The sequence below is a fragment of the Psychrobacter sp. 72-O-c genome (genome assembly GCF_904846605.1).
In the GTDB taxonomy this organism is placed as follows: Bacteria; Pseudomonadota; Gammaproteobacteria; order Pseudomonadales; family Moraxellaceae; genus Psychrobacter.
Genome location: NZ_CAJHBI010000021.1, coordinates 41,998 through 62,621 on the forward strand (window position 1 = coordinate 41,998; position 20,624 = coordinate 62,621).

The following is a 20,624-nucleotide window of genomic DNA, read 5'->3' on the forward strand; positions in this document are numbered from 1 at the left end:
TCGATGTTAAAATCTTCACGGTTTTAAGAATAGTAGTAAACAGCGATGACCTTAGACAGTAAGCAAACCTTAATGCCCACGCCATCATACGCGCCAACGATGACTTTGACTACGGCGCGTAAGCTCGCAAAAATGCTGCACGATATTCGGCAGTTTTTTATAGCACGCCAAGTGCTTGAGGTACAAACGCCGTTACTATCGCAGGCCGGAAATACCGATACTTTTCTACAATCAGTCACTGCTCACGTGACCTATCAAGACCAACAACGCCCCTATTATCTGCATACTTCACCTGAATTTGCGATGAAGCGTTTACTTGCCAGTTGGCAGGTGGCTATTTATCAGATTTGTCCGGTTTTTCGTGATAACGAGATAGGGACACGGCATAATATTGAGTTCACCATGCTTGAGTGGTATCAGCCGCACTATAGCTTAAATGACCTTGCTACCGAGCTTAGTGAGCTGTTATCAGTGCTGTACGGCTATCCAGTAGTGATGAATCATTACCGCTATGTTGACGCGTTTATGGACTTTGTCGGTATTCACCCCCTAACGGCTAGCATCGACGCGCTACAAGCGGTCGCAGAAGATAAAGGCTTAACAGGCTTTGATTTTAATAATGAAGAAGACAGTCACCAAAGCTGGCTAGATTTGTTGTTCAGCCATGCGGTAGAACCAAACCTAGGGCATGATTTGCCCACGTTGATTATAGAATATCCACCTGCGACTGCCGCATTAGCAAAAACGGCCCTTGATAGGGACGGTAATATGGTGGCCAAACGCTTTGAGTTATATATCAATGGTATTGAGATTGCTAACGCCTATGATGAACTGGCGGATGGGCAGGCGTTAAGACAACGCTTTGAGCAAGACAATCAATTGCGCCGTCGTCATAACTTACCGCCGGTCCCCATTGATGAGCATTTGCTAGCCGCTTGCGATGATTTGCCACCATGTAGCGGCATTGCTGTTGGTATCGACAGACTATTGATGGTGCTAACGGGAGCAACTTGCCTACAAGAAGTAATCCCTTTCCCTAGTGGTTTGGCATAAGGCGCTTATAAGCTTTAGCACACGAATAGCCTCAATTCATATACGCCAACAACAAACATACCGACAATAAAAAACATACCGACAATAAAAAACATGTCATCAATCGCCCCATTCTAGATACTGTTTCTAGAAGCTATGAGCCAATTGGTGACATGTTTTGAAGGTTGTTACTTTGATATTTGCTAATGGTTAGCAGATTCGTTATAAACTTGCGATAGCTTCATTTATTGGCGTATCACCATTCTGCATGCTAAAGACCTTTTTGCTCGCGCTGTCAGCATTTAACACCGCTGTTAGCGTAGCAGCGACATCTTCGATGGCATTCTCGCCAGCATCAGTACCGTTGACTGTAATTTTACCGGTACCGGCACGTTCTTTTAGGGCAGCGGCTTGAACGATAGTGTAATCAAGGGTGCTGTCGTTGACTAACCATTGGTCAGCGTAATGTTTGGCAATGTAATATTCTTTTAAACTTTCAATCGCAGAGCTTGTCCATTTGCTAGTGTCTAATGAAAACACTGTGCTGAGCATGATATAACGCTTAATACCTTTGTCTTGTGCTGCTTGCATGGTTTTCACTGCACCATGTAAATCCACCTCTAATAAGTCTTTATTTCCAGAACCCGCTACGAAATATATGGCTTCAACATCATCATCAATTTGATTTTGAATGTCGTTTTTGTTTGCTAGTAGATCTAAATCTAATTGTGAGTAATTATCTGCATCGAATAATTTCTTTTTATCACGTGTGGTGCCGACCACTTGATGCTTATCGGCTAATAGTTGCTTAACCAAATCACTACCCACTCGACCGCTTGCGCCAATTACTAAAATTTTCATAATTTTTCCTATTATTTATAATGGATTTACTGTTTTAAATATTTACCATTAAGCGTCACATATGAAAAATAATACATGACAGTTATCGTTATAAAGTTCTTAACGGTAAAAGCTGAATACACAGTAACAAACAAAAGGTATTTACTTCGTTATGAAGCGTGCCTATTGCATGATGTTTAGTTGCAGAATGTATAAGGTTTGCAATAAGGAAAAGAAATGAATTGTGCTATTTATTAAGACGGTAAAAGAATAGTGAGAGATATAATAAAAGCGGTATAGGTAAAAAACGGTTATTAGCTTATTCATACTATAGTTGAGCCACTTTAAAACGAACACAGTATGGCTGGGAGAAATTTTCGAAGCATCGAAAAGTGATGCAGTCACACAGCAAGCTAGAAAAATTTCTCCCAGCCATACGAAATAATATGTGTATCCATTTTATTTGGTACTGACTGTACTAAATTTATCGTATCCGTTTAATCTATTCATGCATTAGGTTGTTTGCACATAAATCAACCACGAACGAGACTATTAAGCCCATCAGCAAAAGCTTTTTTATCGCGGTCGCCATACGGTTTTTGGCCGCTCATTTGTTGCAACTCTAACACTCCAGTACCACGCATAGTATCCATAAAATCGCGCATATTCAGCTTTTGCTTGATGTTGTTTTTATCATAAATGACTCCGCGCGTGGTTAGAACCTTGCCGCCTTTATCAAGAATATCGTTGGCCAATGGAATGTCACTAGTGATGGCCAAATCGCCTGCTTGTATGTGCTCAACGATATAATCATCGGCTTTGTCGAACCCTTGTGGCACTACTGTCATCGTTATCAATGGCGATTTTCGAACCTTAATCGGCTGATTGGCAACGAATATCGCCATCGTTTGTGTGCGTTCAGCAGTTTTGATAATCAACTCTTTGGCAATCAGCGGCACTGCATCGGCATCCACCCAAATCTGCATTATTTTTTTGCCTCATCATTGGCGTCTTTTGGCGTTTTATAATTTGCAGTTATAGTAGACGCTTCTTTTGCAGCGTTAAGGTCAGCTTCTTGGCCTTCAGGATCATCTTGGCGTTCAACATCGCTTGCGCTATTAAGCTCAGCATGGCTTATCGCCGCGCTTGTTTTATCTAGACCGACTTTATTGGGTAGTACCGCAACCAGCTTGGCCAATGCTGGTTCTAAATCGGTAACGTCGTTGGGCATTAAGGTAATGTGGGCAATTTTGCGGTCTTCGCGTTCAGACTTATGATAGCTGTGATAGTGAGCGCCATCTATATTTAGAACGGCGCTAATATCAGGATACTGTCCCAATACGTTGACCATAATCGCCGGATGGACGTTGTCGGTATCACCTAAAGGCAGACCCACCACAGCTCGAATATGGTTTTCAAATTGACTGGTGACAGCCCCTTCGATACTCCAGTGACCAGAGTTGTGGACGCGCGGTGCAATCTCATTAGCAAGTAGAGAATCATGGCCGCGGGCGTCTTTAGTGACGAATAGCTCAAGCGCCATAACACCAACATAGCCGAGATGATTCATCACCGTCGTAATCGCCTCTTTTGCTTGTTTAAATAAATGACTGGTACCCACTGCTGGCGCTTGAGTCTTGGCTAGTACACCATTGTGATGATGGTTTTCGACTAAGTCATAACAGCGAACCGTACCGTCTTGCGCGCGTGCAGCAATGATGGAGACCTCACGGCTAAAGTTAATAAAACCCTCAGCTATTAATGGAGCAGGTGTCGGCGTCAATGCCCCTTTGCCGCTTACTGCCTCTTTGAGGTCTTGCCAAGCCAGCTTGATATCACTGTCTTGCTTGATAACATATTGGCCTTTGCCATCATAACCACCGCGGCTGGTTTTAAGCACGATAGGTAATCCTAAGGTATCGCAAGCCTGTTTTAATTCGGCTTGTGAACTAACCACCATAAAGGGCACAGTGGCGATATCAAGTGTATTGAACATTTGCTTTTCTTTTAAGCGGTCTTGAGCGATATCAAGGGCAATCGGCGGCGGAAACATACCTTGTTTTGTACTGGTACTTTTTGTGCCTGTACTTTTTACGTTTGACTGGGACAACTTCGCCAGCTGCTCGACGGTTACTGTTGGGGTGTTTTCAAACTCTAAGGTAAACACGTCTGCTGCGGCAATAAAATCTTCTAACTGTTCGCTGCTAAAGACGCGGCCATAAAGGCTGGCAGGGCAGTCGACATTGTCTTCTAAAAACACACACTGATAACCCAACGGCAGTGCCGCTTGTGCGAGCATCATGCCGAGCTGACCACCGCCTAAAATACCGATAGTACGAATGGTTTGGGTGACAGGATAAGCGTTGGCTGTGGTCATGGAGGGCTCTTTATATTGAAAATGGGTTAAGTCGTTCAGTACGGTAAAAGGCGCGTAAAAATAGGAAAAGGTGCACGATATGCACCTTGTATTCAGTAAAACCTATCTAAAAATAAATATCAAGTTAACAATATTTAAGTTAAATTTATCTAAGCTAAAAAGCCATGTTGTCGTCAGTTAAGAATAAAATAGGCGCAGATATTATAACGCGCTACTGGTACAAATTTTACTCGCTTGCTGTGTGGCTGCGCCACTCCAGAGGCTTAGAAAAATTTATCCTAGTAGCACTGTATTCTTTCTAAAGCGAATCAACTATAAGCGCGATGCTTCGTGGTTAATTATTAGCTGTTGATGATACCAGGCGTTGGGCTGGCTAGAATAGTTTCGGTTTGCGCTTTGCGTAGATTGTGCAGCTTAGTAGCAATTAAATTATCATGCAATGCTAATATTTGAATGGCAAGCAGGGCGGCATTATAAGCGCCAGCGCTACCGATAGCTAATGTCCCGACTGCCACACCTTTGGGCATTTGCACGATAGAGAGTAAGCTGTCCCAACCGCTGAGCATTGAGGACTTCACCGGCACGCCTAAGACCGGCAAGGGCGTTTGGCTGGCACACATACCAGGTAGATGCGCCGCGCCGCCTGCACCTGCGATAATGACTTGTAAGCCATTGTCTTTAGCGCACTTAGCATAATCAAACAATCTGTCCGGCGTTCGATGCGCCGATACCACCTCACATTCAAAAGCGATATCAAAATCCGCTAACAGTTGAGCGGCAGCACTCATGGTTGCCCAGTCGGACTGCGAGCCCATAATGATGCCAACTTTTGGTAGGCCGGCAGGGGACGTAACAGGGCTGTGTTGATCAGTAGAATGGGCAGTAGCCGATGCAGTACTCATGATGCGATATCCTCAAAAAGACCATCATACAAAAGTTTTGCCCCAGCCGTAAAGCCAAGTTTTATTATTGGTAGCCCTGTACCGTTTTCAAATTGGATTAACTAGAGTTACTCTAATGCTGGTTGTTCAATCATGACGATATTGCACGAAGTTATCAGCTTTGAGAGGTAGAGGTTGTTCAGTATCCAGCTGATAGCAAGTTAGGTAGCCGCTATCGACCGCTGCTGAATAATCAGTACAAACCACTTGAATGCTGAGTGGTTCAGGCTCACCAGTTAACCAGTAATGGCCAACGAACACGGGCTTATGGGTTTTCAAAGCAAAGTTAATGTTTTCAGCCATGGCATCAACTGGGATCTGTGCCATTCCTGAATTGGGGGCGCGTGCAATTTGGTGAATGGTTTGAAAATTTAGCTCATCAAGCCACCAACGTACTCGAACTTGCGTGCGCTCAGCGCCGTCTTTGTCGACCATGACTAGGCCATCTGGTAGCGCTGTTTCTACGCCTTTTAACACACGCTCAAGCGCTTCATAGGGCAAGGTATGCTTTTGCGCCGTCATTAATAGCGCCTCAGGCGTCAGACAGTTATCGGTGGTGAGTAAAGGTTTGAGTACCGCCATACTGTCCACATCCCAGCAGGCATGGACAAAACAGGCGTATTCGGTCTCAAGCCATAACGGAATCTCATAAAACCTTTGTAGCCAATATTGATGACACTCTGAGCCAAAGGGTACTTCGGCTAGGAACGCTTCATGCTGATGATTATGGACGTCATTATGAGAGCGTAAATAGCGCTGAGGATTGCTGTTGTTGTGACTGGGTTCAAGGGTAGCAAAGGTGAGTGCGTTGTATTCATGATTGCCCATTACCGCGTCAGCAACGCCCGCGTCTAACATCGCAAAGACAATCTCAAGCGTCGCTACCTGCTGTGTTCCGCGATCGATCAAATCACCAATAAATAACGCGCGATGACCATCTGGCGGTATAAAACACTCCCCATTATGGCTATAGCCCAATTGCTTAAGTAAGCCAATCAGCTTATCCGCATAACCATGAATGTCACCAATAATATCTATAATCATAAGTCGTTATCAAATTCAAAGTTCTCAAAAATTAAAATCATCTCTAAAAAATGGGCGAGAGTAGCGCATTAATAAAGTGGGGCAGCACTTGCGGCTCCAGTATAATGGTCGCTATCACCCCAAATGCACCGCCCCATAGATGCGCCATATGATTGATATTGGACCCACCGCGCTTATTGGCGTAGATGCTATAAGCCACATAAGCGACAGCAAATAATATCGCTGGAATAGGAACAATGGCAAACAGGTAGATAGTCTCCCATGGCGCTAATAAAATAAAGGCAAACAGTACCGCTGAAACCCCGCCCGATGCCCCAAGGCTCAAATAGCTGGCATTATTTTTATTCTTAATATAGCTGGGAATCATCGCAATGATGATAGCTACTATGTAAAATACTATAAAGCCATAACCACCCAAAAAGGGCTCATACAGACCCTCAATAGCGCGACCAAAAAAGTATAAGGTAAACATATTAAACAGCAGATGCATGCTGTCGGCATGAATAAAGCCATGTGTTACAAAACGGTCCCACTGACCATCACTCACTGCCGGTGGATAAAAAATCAGCCGGTTAAACAGCGCTTTATTTTGCCACGCTAATAAACTGACAACAACGGTAATAATAATGATAAGAGTTGTGTGGTTAAACAAAGAGTAATCCTTAGACTAAGACTGACAATCAAAGACTATTAAAGTCTAATGGTTATCGCTGAGTAGCAGCTGAATAGCAGTGAAGTAATAATGTGAACGCGAGCATTGCGACTACCGATTTTCTTTTATTTCATTTTCTTTTATCTTAAATACTTTGAAGCCAAACCACAATCATGCTCCGATAGAATTTACATACGCATACAAATCAAAAGCAATTAAAGCGGAACTCATCGCATTAACCTTATATACCCTAAGCCCTTTTTATGGTTGACTTAATATCTGCTTTCATTACTACATAATATCATTAAGCGGCAAAAATTTCCCCCAGCCACACTGTATCTATTTTAAAGTAAACTGACTATAGATCCCTTATCTTTATTTTGAACGATTTTTGCGATGTTTCTACCTTAAAACTAACGCCGGTAAAGGCCGTATTTATGAATATTATTGACCAATTAGAACAAACCGTTACCTCTGCGGTATTAGGGGGAAATGGTAGTGTGGCCCATCTCAGCTTGCTTGAGCAGTTTTATGCGATTTTAGTCAGCCGTCTTGCTGTTCCAGAAGTATATACTCAGCTACAACGTACCGATAATTTGTTAGACCCAGTAGCGAGCAGCACATTATTTGAGCAGCTGTGGCAGCAGTCAAGCCAGCGCCATCTACTAATTCAAGAACTGGCAGCTACCCACCATGTCGATGAGAGGACGACAGAGCAGCTGATTACAAATGCAGCGCATTTGGCCTATCAAGAGCTCAAACAATTGGCAGAGGGGCAGTTTTTGCCCGCATTTTTGCAAGGACAGCAGCCTACTATCCGTCAGTATTTACCCGTTTGGGCATCATCAGTCATCGCTCCCGTGGCGGAAGCAACAGAAGAGCCGGCGTTAGCAGCAGAGGCGCTGATTTATGATAACAATCAAGTGACCGAAGCAGCAATTGCAGCTGAGCAAGCGCTTGCTACTGATAACGTGGCTGTAGTTATTGAAGCTAACGACGACTCTGTCCTTATTGCCACTGATGCTATTCATGCCAATCCTTCCACCTATCATACGTTAGATACCCGCGCAGAAGTACGCAGCCGTAATCAGCGCAATGACTTGTTAGTGCGTTTATTGTTATTGGGTAGCGCATTGCTGGCTATTGGGTTGGTTTGGGCACTATTTTTTAGAAATGATAATGCTGAGCCTGTGCAACCAGTAGTGGTCGCGCCTGTGATAACCACGCCCGAGGTGACACCGCCGCAAGTATTAATACCTGCGCAATTGATGGTTGGCGTCGATGATAGCGGTAACTTATATACCTGTTCGGCGACCGTTGGTGATATTAATTTGCAAGCCTCGATCAGACAGGCCTTAATGACCAGCTTTGGTGAGCAAGCCAGCATTTGTGATGTGACCGTGCAAGAAGGAGTAGCGACTACGCTTGCAAGTATGAATATAGCCACACTGCCCAATGTCTTAACTTTAATGAGAGCCGCGCCATTTTCACGGCTACAACTGCAAAATGACAGTATCAGCTTAGAAGCACCAGATGATCTTCTATTACAGCGCTTGCTCATCGATGTGCGCACGTTAATACCAGCGATGACGATCACCACTGCTACGCCGATAGCTATTGCACAGCCTCCCGCCAACACCTATGACGAAACTTATAATAATAGCAATTTTAATAACGGCAACTACAATGACGGAAATTATAGTAATAATACTATGTCAAACAATGGTAGCGCTCCCATTACTACCAATAATAATATGATAACCAATCAGTCGAACCAGCAGCCTGCTAGCAGTAACAGTAATAACATCGACAATAACATCGAATCTGCGCCCCCACCACCTCCGAGAAGTATCAATAGTAACCGCAATAATCTACCGCAAAATAATCAGCCTGTTCAATCTTCAGGGCCAATGTCACAGGCCGAGGTCGACGCTATTGCCAATAACACTATTATCGCTGAGCCTGCGCAAGGGGGTCGTCCAGTTGATAAAAACGCCATTTCTAATCAATGAATTCAGTAAATTGAGATAAGTACTTAAAATAGTGTGGCTGGCTAATTCATTAATATTGTTTAAGTTTTTAACTAAAATTGCTCACTACCTCAGTATTCTGTGTAACTACCTATCGTTGTCATGTTAATGATATGTAATACGTAGTAGTTGTAGTTACGTGTAACACCTGAAAGATTACTTAAAGTATCATTTTCACAACAGCGCATTTATTGTGTGAGCTTAGCTAACACTTCTATAATGAACGCAACCAAACAAATCAATCAGTGCTAAATTAATTAGTAAGTACACTTACTAATTAATTAGTATCAGAATAAACGTGTTTGTTAGCTGTTTTGAATAAGAGTGATTTTTGGATCACACGAACAACAATTAATGGAGAAAATATATTATGGATATTATCAATCATTTGACAAGAACAGTCAGTCCAGCCGTGCTTGGCGATGATCAGAGCCCAGCTAAGAAAGGTCTTCTTGAGCAATTTATGCTATTTTTGCAGCTCGTTTAGCGGATAAAGACACTTACGGGCGTTTTTCAAACGAAAACGTAGCGCGTGATGATCAAGGATTCTATGACCGAGTATGGACCGATGATGCGCATCGTGACCGTATATCACGCGAGCTTGCAGGAGCACATAATGTTGATGCGACTGCAGCTCGTGGTTTAGTCGCTATGGCCGCCCCGCTGGCATACCACGAAATCAAAAGTCTAGCTGGCACAACTCCTGTACCTCAGTTTTTAAACGACAATCTTGATAATTATCAGCATCATATCCCAGCTTGGGCAAGTGCTGTCGTACCGGCTGGTATGGTAGCTGCTGCGCCTGCTGGCGAACGCATTTCTGATACTACCAGTATGGCACCACTAGTACGAGAAGAAGAGAAAAGTGGTAGCTTTATGAAAGCGCTACTGCCAATTATTGGTTTGATTATTCTAGCTGCGCTAGCTTGGGCGCTACTCAGAGGTTGCCAAGAGAATCCTGAGCCGGTTGCCACACCGATAGTTACTGAAGAAGTGGTTGGGGAAGAGACTACGCCAATTACGGTAATGGCAGCAGCTGAGGATATCGAGCCTGCATCACTTCGCATTGCTACCGGTGAAGGCAACATGCTATATGCTTGCCGCATCAATGCTGGTGACGAAGCACTTAACTCTCAAATCATGAGCGCGGTGCAAAACGCCTTTGGTGACGAAGCGGCTAAGTGTCGCTCAGACGTTGATGACGGTTTTGCTACAGATATGCCAGCCGCTTCAGTGCTATCAGCGATTCTACCAATCATTCAAAACTCGCCCAATGCTAGCATGATTATCAAAGGTGATGAGATCGTTGTGAACTCACCAGATGCTGCGTCACTTGAGCAATTGGTATCTGATATTCAAGCAGCTGCACCTGCTATGATGGTAAGAGCAGAAGGCCCATTAGATATACAAAATGAGATTGATAATAGTTTAGTTGCTGCAGACGCTGCTGTTGACAAGCTGGGTGAAAATCCAGACCCACGTGATGTTGCCCGTGCGCTCAGTCTTCAAGTGATTAACTTTGAGCTTGATAAAGCCTTTATTCCAGATGCTAATAAGCCGTTCCTTAACCGCTCTGCTAATATTATCACTGAAGTACGTGATATGAAGCTTATGATTATTGGTCATACTGATAGCTTAGCGTCAGATGCGTATAACATGGATCTGTCTCGTGATCGCGCTGAATCTGTAAAAGAGTATTTGGTATCTCAAGGTATTGATGCAAGTAAGCTAGTGACTAAAGGGATGGGCGAGTCTGAACCAATCGCTGATAACTCAACTGAAAAAGGTCGCTTTCTTAACCGCCGTATCGAATTTACTGTTTATGATGAAAGCATGGCAGTAGATGATAATGGTATCGCGATAACTTCTGGTGATGGTGGCGATATGGGTGTAAACACGACTATAGACCCAGATCTAAACCCATTAGATGGCAACAATGACGACGTACTGCCAGATGGCGATGATCCAAGCCAAGGTACTGAGCTTGACCCTACAGCCAACACTCAATAAAGATCTCATTGAGCAACGCGTAGACCAGTCATACTGAATGAAAAACCGCATCTATATAGATGCGGTTTTTTTGTGGTTGTTATAACAAAGTCTACTTATAGGCTGTTGGGTCTTTTGTTTCAGCAGTATTCTCGGATGCTGGGATAGCAGACTGAATGGCAAAAAAAGTCTGTAGCACCGTATCTTTGGCTTGTTGCCAATGGTCAAACTGCTGGCAAGTGGAATCTAAGTCACCTTGCCATACTGGTATCTGTCCGCGCATGGTTTTGATACGTTTTTGATTGGGATAGGGCAAGTCTTGAGCAGCCTCGGCAGCTTCATGTGCAGCGACCCGGTCATTACATACCAGTGCAATATCGCAGCCCGCTTTGATAGCGGCTTGCACGCGGGCGCTAACATTGCCAGCCGCTTGTGCTCCTGCCATAGACAAATCATCAGAGAACACAACTCCATTGAAATTTAGCTGCTTTCTCAAAATATCTTGTAGCCAAATTTTAGAGAATCCGGCTGGCTTAGTATCAACTTGCGAGAATATGACATGCGCTGGCATCAAGGCATCGAGCCATGGCAGCGTTTGAGTAAAGGGCTGCATATCACTGGCCATAATCTCATCAAAGCTACGATCATCAATGGCTTCTGAGACGTGCGAATCAGGAGCGATAGCACCATGACCGGGGAAGTGCTTGCCTGTGGTCGCCATGCCTGCCGCTTTCATTCCGCGCATAAATTGAGTGGCCAAGGCTACGATCACTTGCGGCTCTTGATGGAAGCTACGGTCACCGATCACTTGGCTGATACCATCTCTATCGAGCACCGGTGCAAAGCTGAGATCAATCCCTGCCGCCAACACTTCCGCTGCCATCAGGTAACCACAATCATAAGCACAACTGAGAGCGCGGTTAGGGTCTTGGTCAAATAAATCACCAAGTTTGCCCATGGGCGGTAATGGGGTAAAGCCTTTACGTAAACGCGCCACACGTCCACCTTCTTGATCGACGCCAATTAGAATATCAGGATTGTGATAACGAATATCGTCGCACAGCGCACGCACTTGAGCGGCATCTGCCACGTTGCGGGCAAATAATATGACCCCGCCAACTTGTGCTTGTTTGATTAAGCTGACATCCTCAGCCGTCAGCACTGTGTTATCAATATCAATCATTAATACACCATACATTGCATGATCCTTAAAGTGTTATACACTGTTATTTTGTGGGCTTATTTTTTAAACGATGCTAGTAACTAGAATTAATTAAATAAAATCAATCGACCTCGATTATAATCTTATTATGCCAGCTATTGGTCTTTAGGCATAACCTAGCCGATTAATCAGCTGCTGATGTCACTTGTTTGTTATTCAATATGTGTTACTTAATACTAGTTGCTTAATAGTGGACAATTAATGCTAAGTCAGGCGCTCATAAGCGCGCAATAAATATGACAGAAAGTTTGGTAAGTGCCAGTCTAGCGTGTAATATTGTTCATACAGTTTAAGACAGTCCAGCGGCTATGTGCATGCTAGTATTGATTACTTTTTAACTGTGTATAATCAATTAAAAACAATAGATTCAATCTAACGTTAGACTTTAAAATCAGTTTACGCATTCAATTTAGATATACAGTGAGAATGCCTGTTTAATTAAATTGATGAAATAGCTACTTTCTAAAGCCTTTGACACGTAATGGTAAAAAATAAGTATGGTGCGTTTATTGGCATTTAATGCTAGCTTAATTGATAATTCAATTGTAAAAATAATCTAGTAGAAATGGCCAAATAGTAGAAACAGCCAAATTTGATGGACAGTGATAGATTAAGCGGCTTTTTTTGTGATAAAACAGATAATATTTAAAATACTTCTAACTTGAGACAACTAGGTACATATAATGAAAAAACAACCAGCACAGTGGTTACTCAGTGCAGCGTCAGTGGGTATCGCTGGTCTTATTCTTACCCAGAGCTACGGCACGGCAGTCGCAAACACCGAAACTGAAGGCTTCGTACCGACGCCTGAACAGAAAATAACCACCCGCCAAGTAGCGGCATTACTGGATCGCAGTCATTATCTTAATCAGCCTCTTGATAGCGAAATGGGCAGCGAGATTCTGTCTATGTATCTTGATAGCCTAGATCCGAACCACACCCTATTCTTACAATCTGATGTCGATGAATTTAATAAAAAATATGCGGGTGATTTTGGTAATCGGCTTAAGCGCGGTGATTTGTCCGCAGGCGTAGAGATCTTTGAGCGCTATCGTAAACGTTCTAATGAATATTTTGAGATAGCCACAAAAATGCTCAAGACCGATCTTGATTTAACCAGTGATCAGACCATCATTTTGGATCGTGAAAAACTGGGACATTTTAAGACCAAAAAAGCCCAGCGCGATTATTGGGCGCGTCAGCTAAAGTTCCAGCTGATGAGTATCACTTTAGGCCAAGAAGACGAAAAAGCCAAAGAGCAGGTGTTTTTAAATAATCCTGATATTACCCGTGGGCAAGACTTGGTACGTGATGATCAGCGGACCCCAAGTGAGATTTTACTCAATCGCTTGTCACGTCAACAAGGGCAGATGGGACGTCTTAATGACAATGAGGTCATGGAAACGGTATTAAATACCGCCATGCTCACCTACGATCCACACAGCAACTACTATGCGCCGATTCAAGCGACTGAGTTGCAGATTCAGTCCAATCTGCAATTAGAAGGCATTGGGGTCTCTATCCGCCCTGATCGTAAAAACCCAAACTATACTCGTATCGTGACCTTAGTCGATGGCGGACCGGCGGCCAAAACTGGTCAAATTAAGCCCAATGACTTGATTGTCGGTATTGCTGAAGATGGCAAAACCATGACCGATGTGGTGGGCTGGTCAACGCGTGAGATTGTCGGACTGATTCGCGGTAAGCGCGGCACTTCAGTCACGCTCAAGCTGCGGCAACCAAATACCCCTGAAGCTGGCGCCCGAACGGTGACGGTCGTGCGTGATATTATCGAGCAAGAAGAATCTGGTGTTACCCAGCGGGTGGTTGAGATTCAGAGTCCTAATGTTGTTGATGCCACGCCGAAACGCATTGGCGTTCTTGAAATACCCAGCTTTTATTTGAATTACCGCGCTCGTCGTAATGGTGAGGACTATCGTAGCGTCAGTATCGATACCGAGAACGCTCTTAAAGAATTGAATAAACAAAACATTGATGGTTTGGTGGTGGATCTACGCAACAATCCTGGCGGGTCTCTAGATGAAGTGGCAAAAATGCTAGGTCTATTTATTAAAGGTGGGCCTTTAGTACAGATCCGCGATAATCGCGGCAATGTTCAAGTCTACCGTGATGATGATGGTGGCGAGCAACTGTACGACGGCAAGATGGTAGTATTGACCAACTTGGCCTCTGCTTCTGCCAGTGAAATCTTTGCCGCTGCTATTCAAGATTATGGCCGTGGACTGGTGGTGGGTAATACCACAACGGGTAAAGGTTCAGCGCAAATTCAACTCGATAATTTAGCTTTGGGCTCTGCAACCTTAACCCAGCGTAAATTTTATCGTATTACCGGTGGCAGTACCCAAAATAAGGGTGTGGTCCCTGATGTCGAGCTGGTCAATATCTATGATGATGCTACCTTTGGTGAGCGTGCACAGAAAAAGGCGTTACCTTGGGATACTATCAAAACGGCAGCTTATAAGCCTGAAGCGAAGTTTAGCGATAATACGTTGGCAACCCTGAATCAGCAGTCTAAAATTCGTCAGCAGAAAAATCCGCAATTTGTTTACTTAACGGCGCTAAATGACATTCGTGATATGGACGATGGAAAAAAACCAATCAATCTTGATATTAATAGCCGCCGCGCTAAGATGAAACTGATTGAGACCCGTTCAGTAGAAGCTGAGAATAAGCGGTTAATAGCAACCGGTGAGAGCCCGTATGCCAATTGGAATACTTATCAGGCTGCAATGGATGCAAAATTTGAAGAACGAAGCCAAATGAAAGAGGCTGAACGGCCGCAGTTGCCAGAGGACGAAGCTTATATTACTGAAGCTGCTTATCTGATGTTGAGCGCTGAGCCGAAAATTAGTGTCAGTCCTGAAGATAAGTTATAGATTATAAGTCGCCATAAAGTCGATGTAAGCATATGCTTACGTGCAATGACGCCTTGGCCACTTACTAACAACAGTCTAATCTGCGATTATACAGTCACAGCACGATTTAAATGATACTGTTTATTTATACTAGGGATTGGTATTTGTAGGTGGTTTATAGATTGGGTCAGGGATGGCTTGCTGAGTAAGGATGATAGGGTAGGATGCCCGTTGGTTGCCTCGTACTTGGGATTGAGTATGGCGTAACGTTAACAAGGATGGTTAGTAATTAAGACCGTGTAGCGCTTGTCGTTATACGGTCTTATTACGTTTGTCAGATCAAAACTGTCAGTCTATAAGCTGACAATGTAAAACATTTTTAGCATTATACAATTATCTTATTTACATAAATTAATTGCATAAAAAAGCCAGTAGACATTGCTACTGGCTTTTTTTGCTTCGAGCGACTGAGTTTTAAGCAACAATTAATTTAATTAAACGGCCACCTAAAATTCAGTAATAATGCTCTATACGTTTGCTATAAGCTTAGTGCTCAACGCCGCCAGCACCATGTACATGGCCATGGCCTAGTTCTTCTTCAGTAGCAGCACGAACTTCTTGGATTTCAACGTCAAAAGTTAAACGCTTGCCCGCTAACGGATGGTTAGCATCAACAGTCACTTCTTCGTCGTTCACTTCAGTTACTGTCACTAGCATTACTTGCTCGCCCGCTTGTGACTGGAACTGCATGCCAGGCTGGATATCATCAACGCCTTGGAAGTTATCACGTGGTACATGTTGTACCGCTTGCTCTTGGTATTCGCCATAGCCATCAACAGGCTCAACAACAGCATTGACTTTTTCGCCAGCAGATTTGCCTACTAGTTGTTGCTCAAGGCCTGGAATGATATTGCTATGTCCATGTAAATAAGCAAGCGGTTGCCCTTCAGGAGACTGATCAAGGATAGTACCTTCGTCATCTTTTAGGGTATAGTTAAACTTGACGGCAGTGTCTTTTGCGATAGTAGTCATAAATTATCCTAAATATATCGATATAAAAATTTAAATACGGTTGCAATAAACCTAAAAAAGCCAATCAACCAGCTAAAAAGCCACGTTATCAGTTAATTATCATCAGTTTATTCGGGTAACTTTAACAGTTAACATCTTTAATTGAGATGGCAGTAATAACTTTCAAGGTAAAAACCATATAAATTGCCAATTAACACATTAATTATTATAAAAACCGCAGTTCTCATGACAATAGCATGGCAGTTGCTGCTTATTCACGGTTTGTCAGTTGCGTTTTTAGCATAGGACTTCTACCATAATGATAAATACAACGATAAGAATTGATTATGACTAAATCTCAAATAAATAATGTAGCAACGACTACTGATATTAATTACCGATTTAATTTCGAGCGCTTTAATGAGCATCTGGTGGATGTGACGCTCACTTTTACAGCCAGTACGGATGCGCCACAGCTTTGGTTACCGGCATGGATTCCAGGCAGTTATCTCATGCGTGAATTTGCGCGTCATATCACTGCTGTGCATTATCAAATAGAAGACAAGCAGGTAGAAGACAAGCAGTTAGTAGATACGGATAAAGCGTCTAGTAACGACCAGCAGACCACTAGTCACCAAAAAAACACGGTTCATCATAAAAACAGGCAGCGCGCTCAAAAAGTAGATAAAAACACCTGGCAGCTGCCACAAGTTGAAGCAAGGCAAATGCTACACGTACAGTATGAAGTCTATTGCTATGATTTATCAGTGCGGACGGCCTATGTTGATCAGCAACGTTTATACGGCAACTTTACCTCGTTGGCCTTAGCGGTTGAGGGGCAAGAACAGTCACCTGTGCAAGTAAGTTTGCTCGTACCAGAAGTATTTTTGACTGCCCAAAATCTCGCAAATCAACATTCAGGCAATGAAGAAGAAAGCAAGAATCTAAGCAATGTGGTGTTGGCATGTGGACTTGACGCCACTCATTTGCAAAGTATCAGTCAAGAGGGTGATGGTCAACATGGCTATGGATTACAAGCAGATAACTACTATCAGTTGATTGATCATCCGTTTGAGATTTCGAAGCAACAGAAGTTTGACTTCATTATTCAAGATGATGAGCACCAAACCCTAAGCCATCGATTTTTTCTCTCGGGTAAGCATACTGCTAATATGGGACGGTTACAGCAAGATGTTACTCAAATTTGTCAGACCTATCTGAATTGGCTAGGCGATGCACCGTTCAACGATTACACCTTTATGACCTATGCTAGCGGTCAAGATTATGGTGGACTTGAGCACATCAATTCTACCAGCTTGATTATCCCGCGCCGCGATTTGCCCAGCGTCAATGAGCCTGATTTACCGAGCGCTGCTTATCAGCGTTTCCTAGGACTCTGTAGCCATGAATATTTTCATGCGTGGTGGGTCAAAACCGTACGTCCTGATGTCATGTTAGATGTTGATTTGCGTAAGGAGGCTTTCACCCCGTTGCTGTGGGTATTTGAGGGCTTTACCTCTTATATCGATGATTTTATGTTGCAAGCATCTGGTGTTATTGATAAAGCCAGTTATTTGACTTTATTAGCGGAACAAATAAATCGTTATTATCAGACTCAAGGACGTACGCAGCAAAGTGTCGCGGAATCGAGCTTCGATGCATGGATTAAGCTGTATCGTAATGATGAAAATACCGGAAACGCAGGGATCAGCTACTATAATAAAGGCGCGTTGGTAGCGCTGTGTTTGGATTTAACCTTATTACAAAAAAGCAAAGGTCGCTACCGTTTGTTCGATGTGGTCAAGGCATTTTATAGCCAAGCCAAGCAGAAAGACAATAAGCGTATTGGGATTAGTTCTGCTGATATGGGCGCGGTGATTGGACAGTTTATGCCGATAGCAGACTGGGAAGCGTTTGAGAGCCGCTACGTCGACGGTATTGAAGAGTTGCCTCTTGAGCAGCTACTAGCCGCTAATGGCATTAAAATACAAGCCGATAATAAAGAAACTTCAGACAAAAACGTCCCTTGGGGCATGCGCTGTAGTGAGATCCCAGCTGGACTCAAAGTCAATCGGGTACAGCGTGATAGCGCCGCTGCTAAAGCAGGCATTTCGGCTCATGATGTGATTGTCGCGCTTGATGGGATCAAGGCAGATACTAAGCAGCTGTCTACTTTGTCAATAGCACAACATGAAGTTGACTGCCATCTATTCCGCCGTGATGAGCTGATATGTGTAAAGGTTCAGCCAAAAACAGAAAAACGGAAAGAGCTTGAGAGTAATGAATCAGACGACGTTAACAAGCCATATCCTCATAAAGTAAGTTTGCGCTTAGCGGGGACTGATAAGCTATCAGAATCAGAACAGGAAGCTGATAACCTTACATCCACTCCGGCATGGCAAACATGGCTTGAGGTCATGACACGTTATAAAGGTTAAGCTGAGAATTGCCTATAGAAAAGTAGCTACTTATTTATAAATAAGCAATTGATAAGCTCATAATAAAAAGCCCCTGCTAAACATAATCGTTTAGCAGGGGCTTTTAGCCATACGTTTTAAATTTAGGCGCTAGGTTTATTAATCTTAGTAGGTTCTAGGGCTTCTTTTGAATCTGAAGAAGTTTTTGCGTTATTAGGAGTAACGCCATCCTCAGCGCCATAAGTGGCAATCCAGTTCTGCATCAGCTTAATTTCAGGCTGCTGCGCATCGATAATGTTTTGTGCCAGCTTACGCATTTCTTCATCTGTACCATATTTAAGCTGTACTTTGGCCATATCTACCGCACCGATATGATGAGGCAACATTCCACGAGCAAACGCCACATCTGGTACTGGATCTGCGATACCAAGCATCATCTCACCATGCATCGCGTTCAGTCCATCAGCATAAGCCTTTTGCATTGCTGCTGTATCAGGCTTAGGATTGGCTGAATCAGGATGGCTGGCCAGCCACTTTTTTAGGGTGTCAATTTCGGTTTGCTGCGCGGTGATAATTTCTTGTGCCAGCTTGAGCATCTCCGTGTCAGTACCATATTTTAGCTCAATCTCTGCCATATCTACTGCGCCGCGATGATGTCCAAGCATCCCTTTAGCAAATGCGGTATCTGGATCATTATAATTTATACTAACCATCATCTCATCATGCATCTTGCTCATCGACTTAGTGTAGTCTTTGAGCACATCCGTCATTTGTGCATCGTCTGCCATCATTTCACCGTCCATCATGTCATGACCGGCATTTGGATCCATAGCGTCAGCATCGCTTTCGGGTACTTCAATCGGTGGCGGCATAATCTCTTCTGTCGGCGTTGCCACAGTATCTTCAGTGGTTGGCTGACACCCATAGAGCGCAAATGTCGCAGAAAGGACAGCAGCAAACAAGACAAAACGACGATAAATAAACATGACATATCCTTAACATGGGCGGGCTAAATGACAAGTGGACAAGGCCTGCCGCGAGTATATAATAAAGTGCTGAATCTTAGCAGATAAACCTTACCAGTTCGAGACGCTATCTTTAAAATGTCGTAACGGCTCTAAATATACTTTGAAGTTGAAAAGGCGATACTAAACCTATTCTCAAAAGCACTAGTTAACAATACCCAACTGTCTACAGTGTTCGGTACTGAGATGAATGCGTATAAACTCTCCCACTGCCAGTGAGCCAAGCTCAAACCCTGCTACCGACCAACGAATGAGGCGCAGGCAAGGCAGACCTACGTGCGCAGTCATACGTCGGACTTGACGATTCTTGCCTTCATAAATGGTCAGCATCAGCCATGAGGTGGGTACATTCTTGCGCTCGCGAATAGGCGGGTCACGTTGCCATAGCTCGACGGGTAAGTCGACTTCCTCAACCATAACAGCGATTGCCGGTAATGTCTTGCCGTCTTTAAGCGTCACACCTTTGGCCAGCTCAGCCAGTTGTGCTGGCGTGGCTACTCCCTCAACTTGCACTAAATACGTTTTACCTTGTTTTAGTGAAGACTCTTTAAAGCTATCAGCACGTGGCGGCTGAGTGATGGCCTTATTCACTCGTCCATCATTAGTTAGGATTAATAAGCCTTCAGAGGTGGCATCGAGTCTACCAGCGATTCTCAAAGATTTATCAGTAAAATAAGGGGCGAGGGTCGTATGTGAGTTACCGCCATCATCGCGGAACTGGCTTTGTACGCCATAAGGTTTGTTAAATAAGATGAGGCTAGAAGTGGCCATAAAACTGAGATTCCTAAAACATAAATCAATTAAGGTCGTTGATAATTGGCAGGATAGCGAGTGATGACTATTATAGCGGCTATCTACGTAAAATTATCATAGTTTCAAAGACAACAAAAAACACCTCAATGGTCTTAGACCATTGAGGTGTTTTTCGTATAGGTTTAATAAGCCTTAAGGGGCAAAGTTGCTTGAGTTCATTGAATTTAACTACGTAAGTCCAATGAACTAAGCCCAGTAATTTGAGCCCAGTTGCCTAAGCATAGTTACTTAACCTCAGTTCGGGATAAGCGAAGAAAAAGATAAAAAAAGAAGTCCTAATACGCTAAAGTAAGTTTACCAAGACAAACGACAGCAAAAAGGACTTCTTACATGGATAACCTAACCGAATTATACT

The 20,624-nt window shown here is 43.5% G+C and carries 15 protein-coding genes; 5 read left to right on the top strand and 10 right to left on the bottom strand.

Features of this window, described 5'->3' with window-relative positions; translation table 11 throughout:
• Positions 1-45: 45 nt before the first annotated feature.
• Positions 46-1,053, top strand: coding sequence for an EF-P lysine aminoacylase EpmA (epmA, locus tag JMX97_RS09055; RefSeq protein WP_227671543.1), 1,008 nt, complete (start codon positions 46-48; stop codon positions 1,051-1,053).
• A 201-nt stretch (positions 1,054-1,254) separates the two neighbouring features.
• On the opposite strand, the gene JMX97_RS09060 is transcribed toward epmA, so the two are convergent.
• The 6 genes from JMX97_RS09060 to JMX97_RS09085 all read right to left on the bottom strand — a co-directional run bounded on the left by JMX97_RS09060 (position 1,255) and on the right by JMX97_RS09085 (position 6,886).
• Complete coding sequence (locus JMX97_RS09060) at positions 1,255-1,893, bottom strand: NAD(P)H-binding protein (protein ID WP_201557202.1); 639 nt, start codon at positions 1,891-1,893, stop codon at positions 1,255-1,257.
• A 512-nt stretch (positions 1,894-2,405) separates the two neighbouring features.
• The gene (locus JMX97_RS09065; RefSeq protein WP_201557204.1) at positions 2,406-2,858 is read right to left on the bottom strand and encodes a YaiI/YqxD family protein; all 453 of its coding nucleotides are present in this window, start codon (positions 2,856-2,858) and stop codon (positions 2,406-2,408) included.
• Entirely contained in the window at positions 2,858-4,249 is a 1,392-nt protein-coding gene (locus JMX97_RS09070; protein ID WP_201557206.1) for a 5-(carboxyamino)imidazole ribonucleotide synthase, read from the bottom strand. Before JMX97_RS09070 ends, JMX97_RS09065 begins: the two co-directional genes overlap by 1 nt.
• A 341-nt stretch (positions 4,250-4,590) precedes the next feature.
• A complete protein-coding gene (gene purE, locus JMX97_RS09075) occupies positions 4,591-5,151 on the bottom strand; it encodes a 5-(carboxyamino)imidazole ribonucleotide mutase (RefSeq protein WP_201557222.1) in 561 nt (186 codons plus the stop codon).
• Between the two features lie 126 nt (positions 5,152-5,277).
• On the bottom strand, positions 5,278-6,234 hold the full coding sequence (locus tag JMX97_RS09080) for a metallophosphoesterase (RefSeq protein WP_201557230.1): 957 nt from the start codon (positions 6,232-6,234) through the stop codon (positions 5,278-5,280).
• Between the two features lie 43 nt (positions 6,235-6,277).
• Complete coding sequence (locus JMX97_RS09085) at positions 6,278-6,886, bottom strand: rhomboid family intramembrane serine protease (protein WP_201557240.1); 609 nt, start codon at positions 6,884-6,886, stop codon at positions 6,278-6,280.
• A gap of 437 nt (positions 6,887-7,323) precedes the next feature.
• On the opposite strand from JMX97_RS09085, the gene JMX97_RS09090 reads away from it, so the two are divergent.
• The gene (locus tag JMX97_RS09090) at positions 7,324-8,898 is read left to right on the top strand and encodes a hypothetical protein (protein WP_201557242.1); all 1,575 of its coding nucleotides are present in this window, start codon (positions 7,324-7,326) and stop codon (positions 8,896-8,898) included.
• Positions 8,899-9,567: 669 nt separating this feature from the next.
• Complete coding sequence (locus JMX97_RS09095; protein ID WP_227675426.1) at positions 9,568-10,926, top strand: OmpA family protein; 1,359 nt, start codon at positions 9,568-9,570, stop codon at positions 10,924-10,926.
• 91 nt (positions 10,927-11,017) lie between these two features.
• Here the strand turns inward: JMX97_RS09095 and nagZ are convergent, their stop codons facing one another.
• Positions 11,018-12,103 carry a beta-N-acetylhexosaminidase gene (gene nagZ / locus JMX97_RS09100; RefSeq protein WP_201557244.1) on the bottom strand — a complete coding sequence of 362 codons (1,086 nt, stop codon included), beginning with the start codon at positions 12,101-12,103 and terminating at the stop codon, positions 11,018-11,020.
• A gap of 707 nt (positions 12,104-12,810) precedes the next feature.
• Between nagZ and JMX97_RS09105 the strand changes: the two genes are divergently transcribed.
• A complete protein-coding gene (locus JMX97_RS09105) occupies positions 12,811-15,024 on the top strand; it encodes a carboxy terminal-processing peptidase (RefSeq protein WP_201557246.1) in 2,214 nt (737 codons plus the stop codon).
• 525 nt (positions 15,025-15,549) lie between these two features.
• On the opposite strand, the gene JMX97_RS09110 is transcribed toward JMX97_RS09105, so the two are convergent.
• On the bottom strand, positions 15,550-16,035 hold the full coding sequence (locus JMX97_RS09110; protein WP_201557248.1) for an FKBP-type peptidyl-prolyl cis-trans isomerase: 486 nt from the start codon (positions 16,033-16,035) through the stop codon (positions 15,550-15,552).
• Positions 16,036-16,361: 326 nt separating this feature from the next.
• On the opposite strand from JMX97_RS09110, the gene JMX97_RS09115 reads away from it, so the two are divergent.
• Positions 16,362-18,452 (top strand): M61 family metallopeptidase, encoded by a 2,091-nt coding sequence (locus tag JMX97_RS09115; protein ID WP_201557251.1) that lies wholly within the window; start codon positions 16,362-16,364, stop codon positions 18,450-18,452.
• Between the two features lie 122 nt (positions 18,453-18,574).
• On the opposite strand, the gene JMX97_RS09120 is transcribed toward JMX97_RS09115, so the two are convergent.
• Together JMX97_RS09120 and JMX97_RS09125 are read right to left on the bottom strand one after the other, a co-directional pair.
• A complete protein-coding gene (locus tag JMX97_RS09120; RefSeq protein ID WP_201557253.1) occupies positions 18,575-19,417 on the bottom strand; it encodes a DUF305 domain-containing protein in 843 nt (280 codons plus the stop codon).
• Positions 19,418-19,600: 183 nt separating this feature from the next.
• Positions 19,601-20,227, bottom strand: coding sequence for a pseudouridine synthase (locus JMX97_RS09125; protein WP_201557255.1), 627 nt, complete (start codon positions 20,225-20,227; stop codon positions 19,601-19,603).
• Between the last annotated feature and the right edge of the window lie 397 nt (positions 20,228-20,624).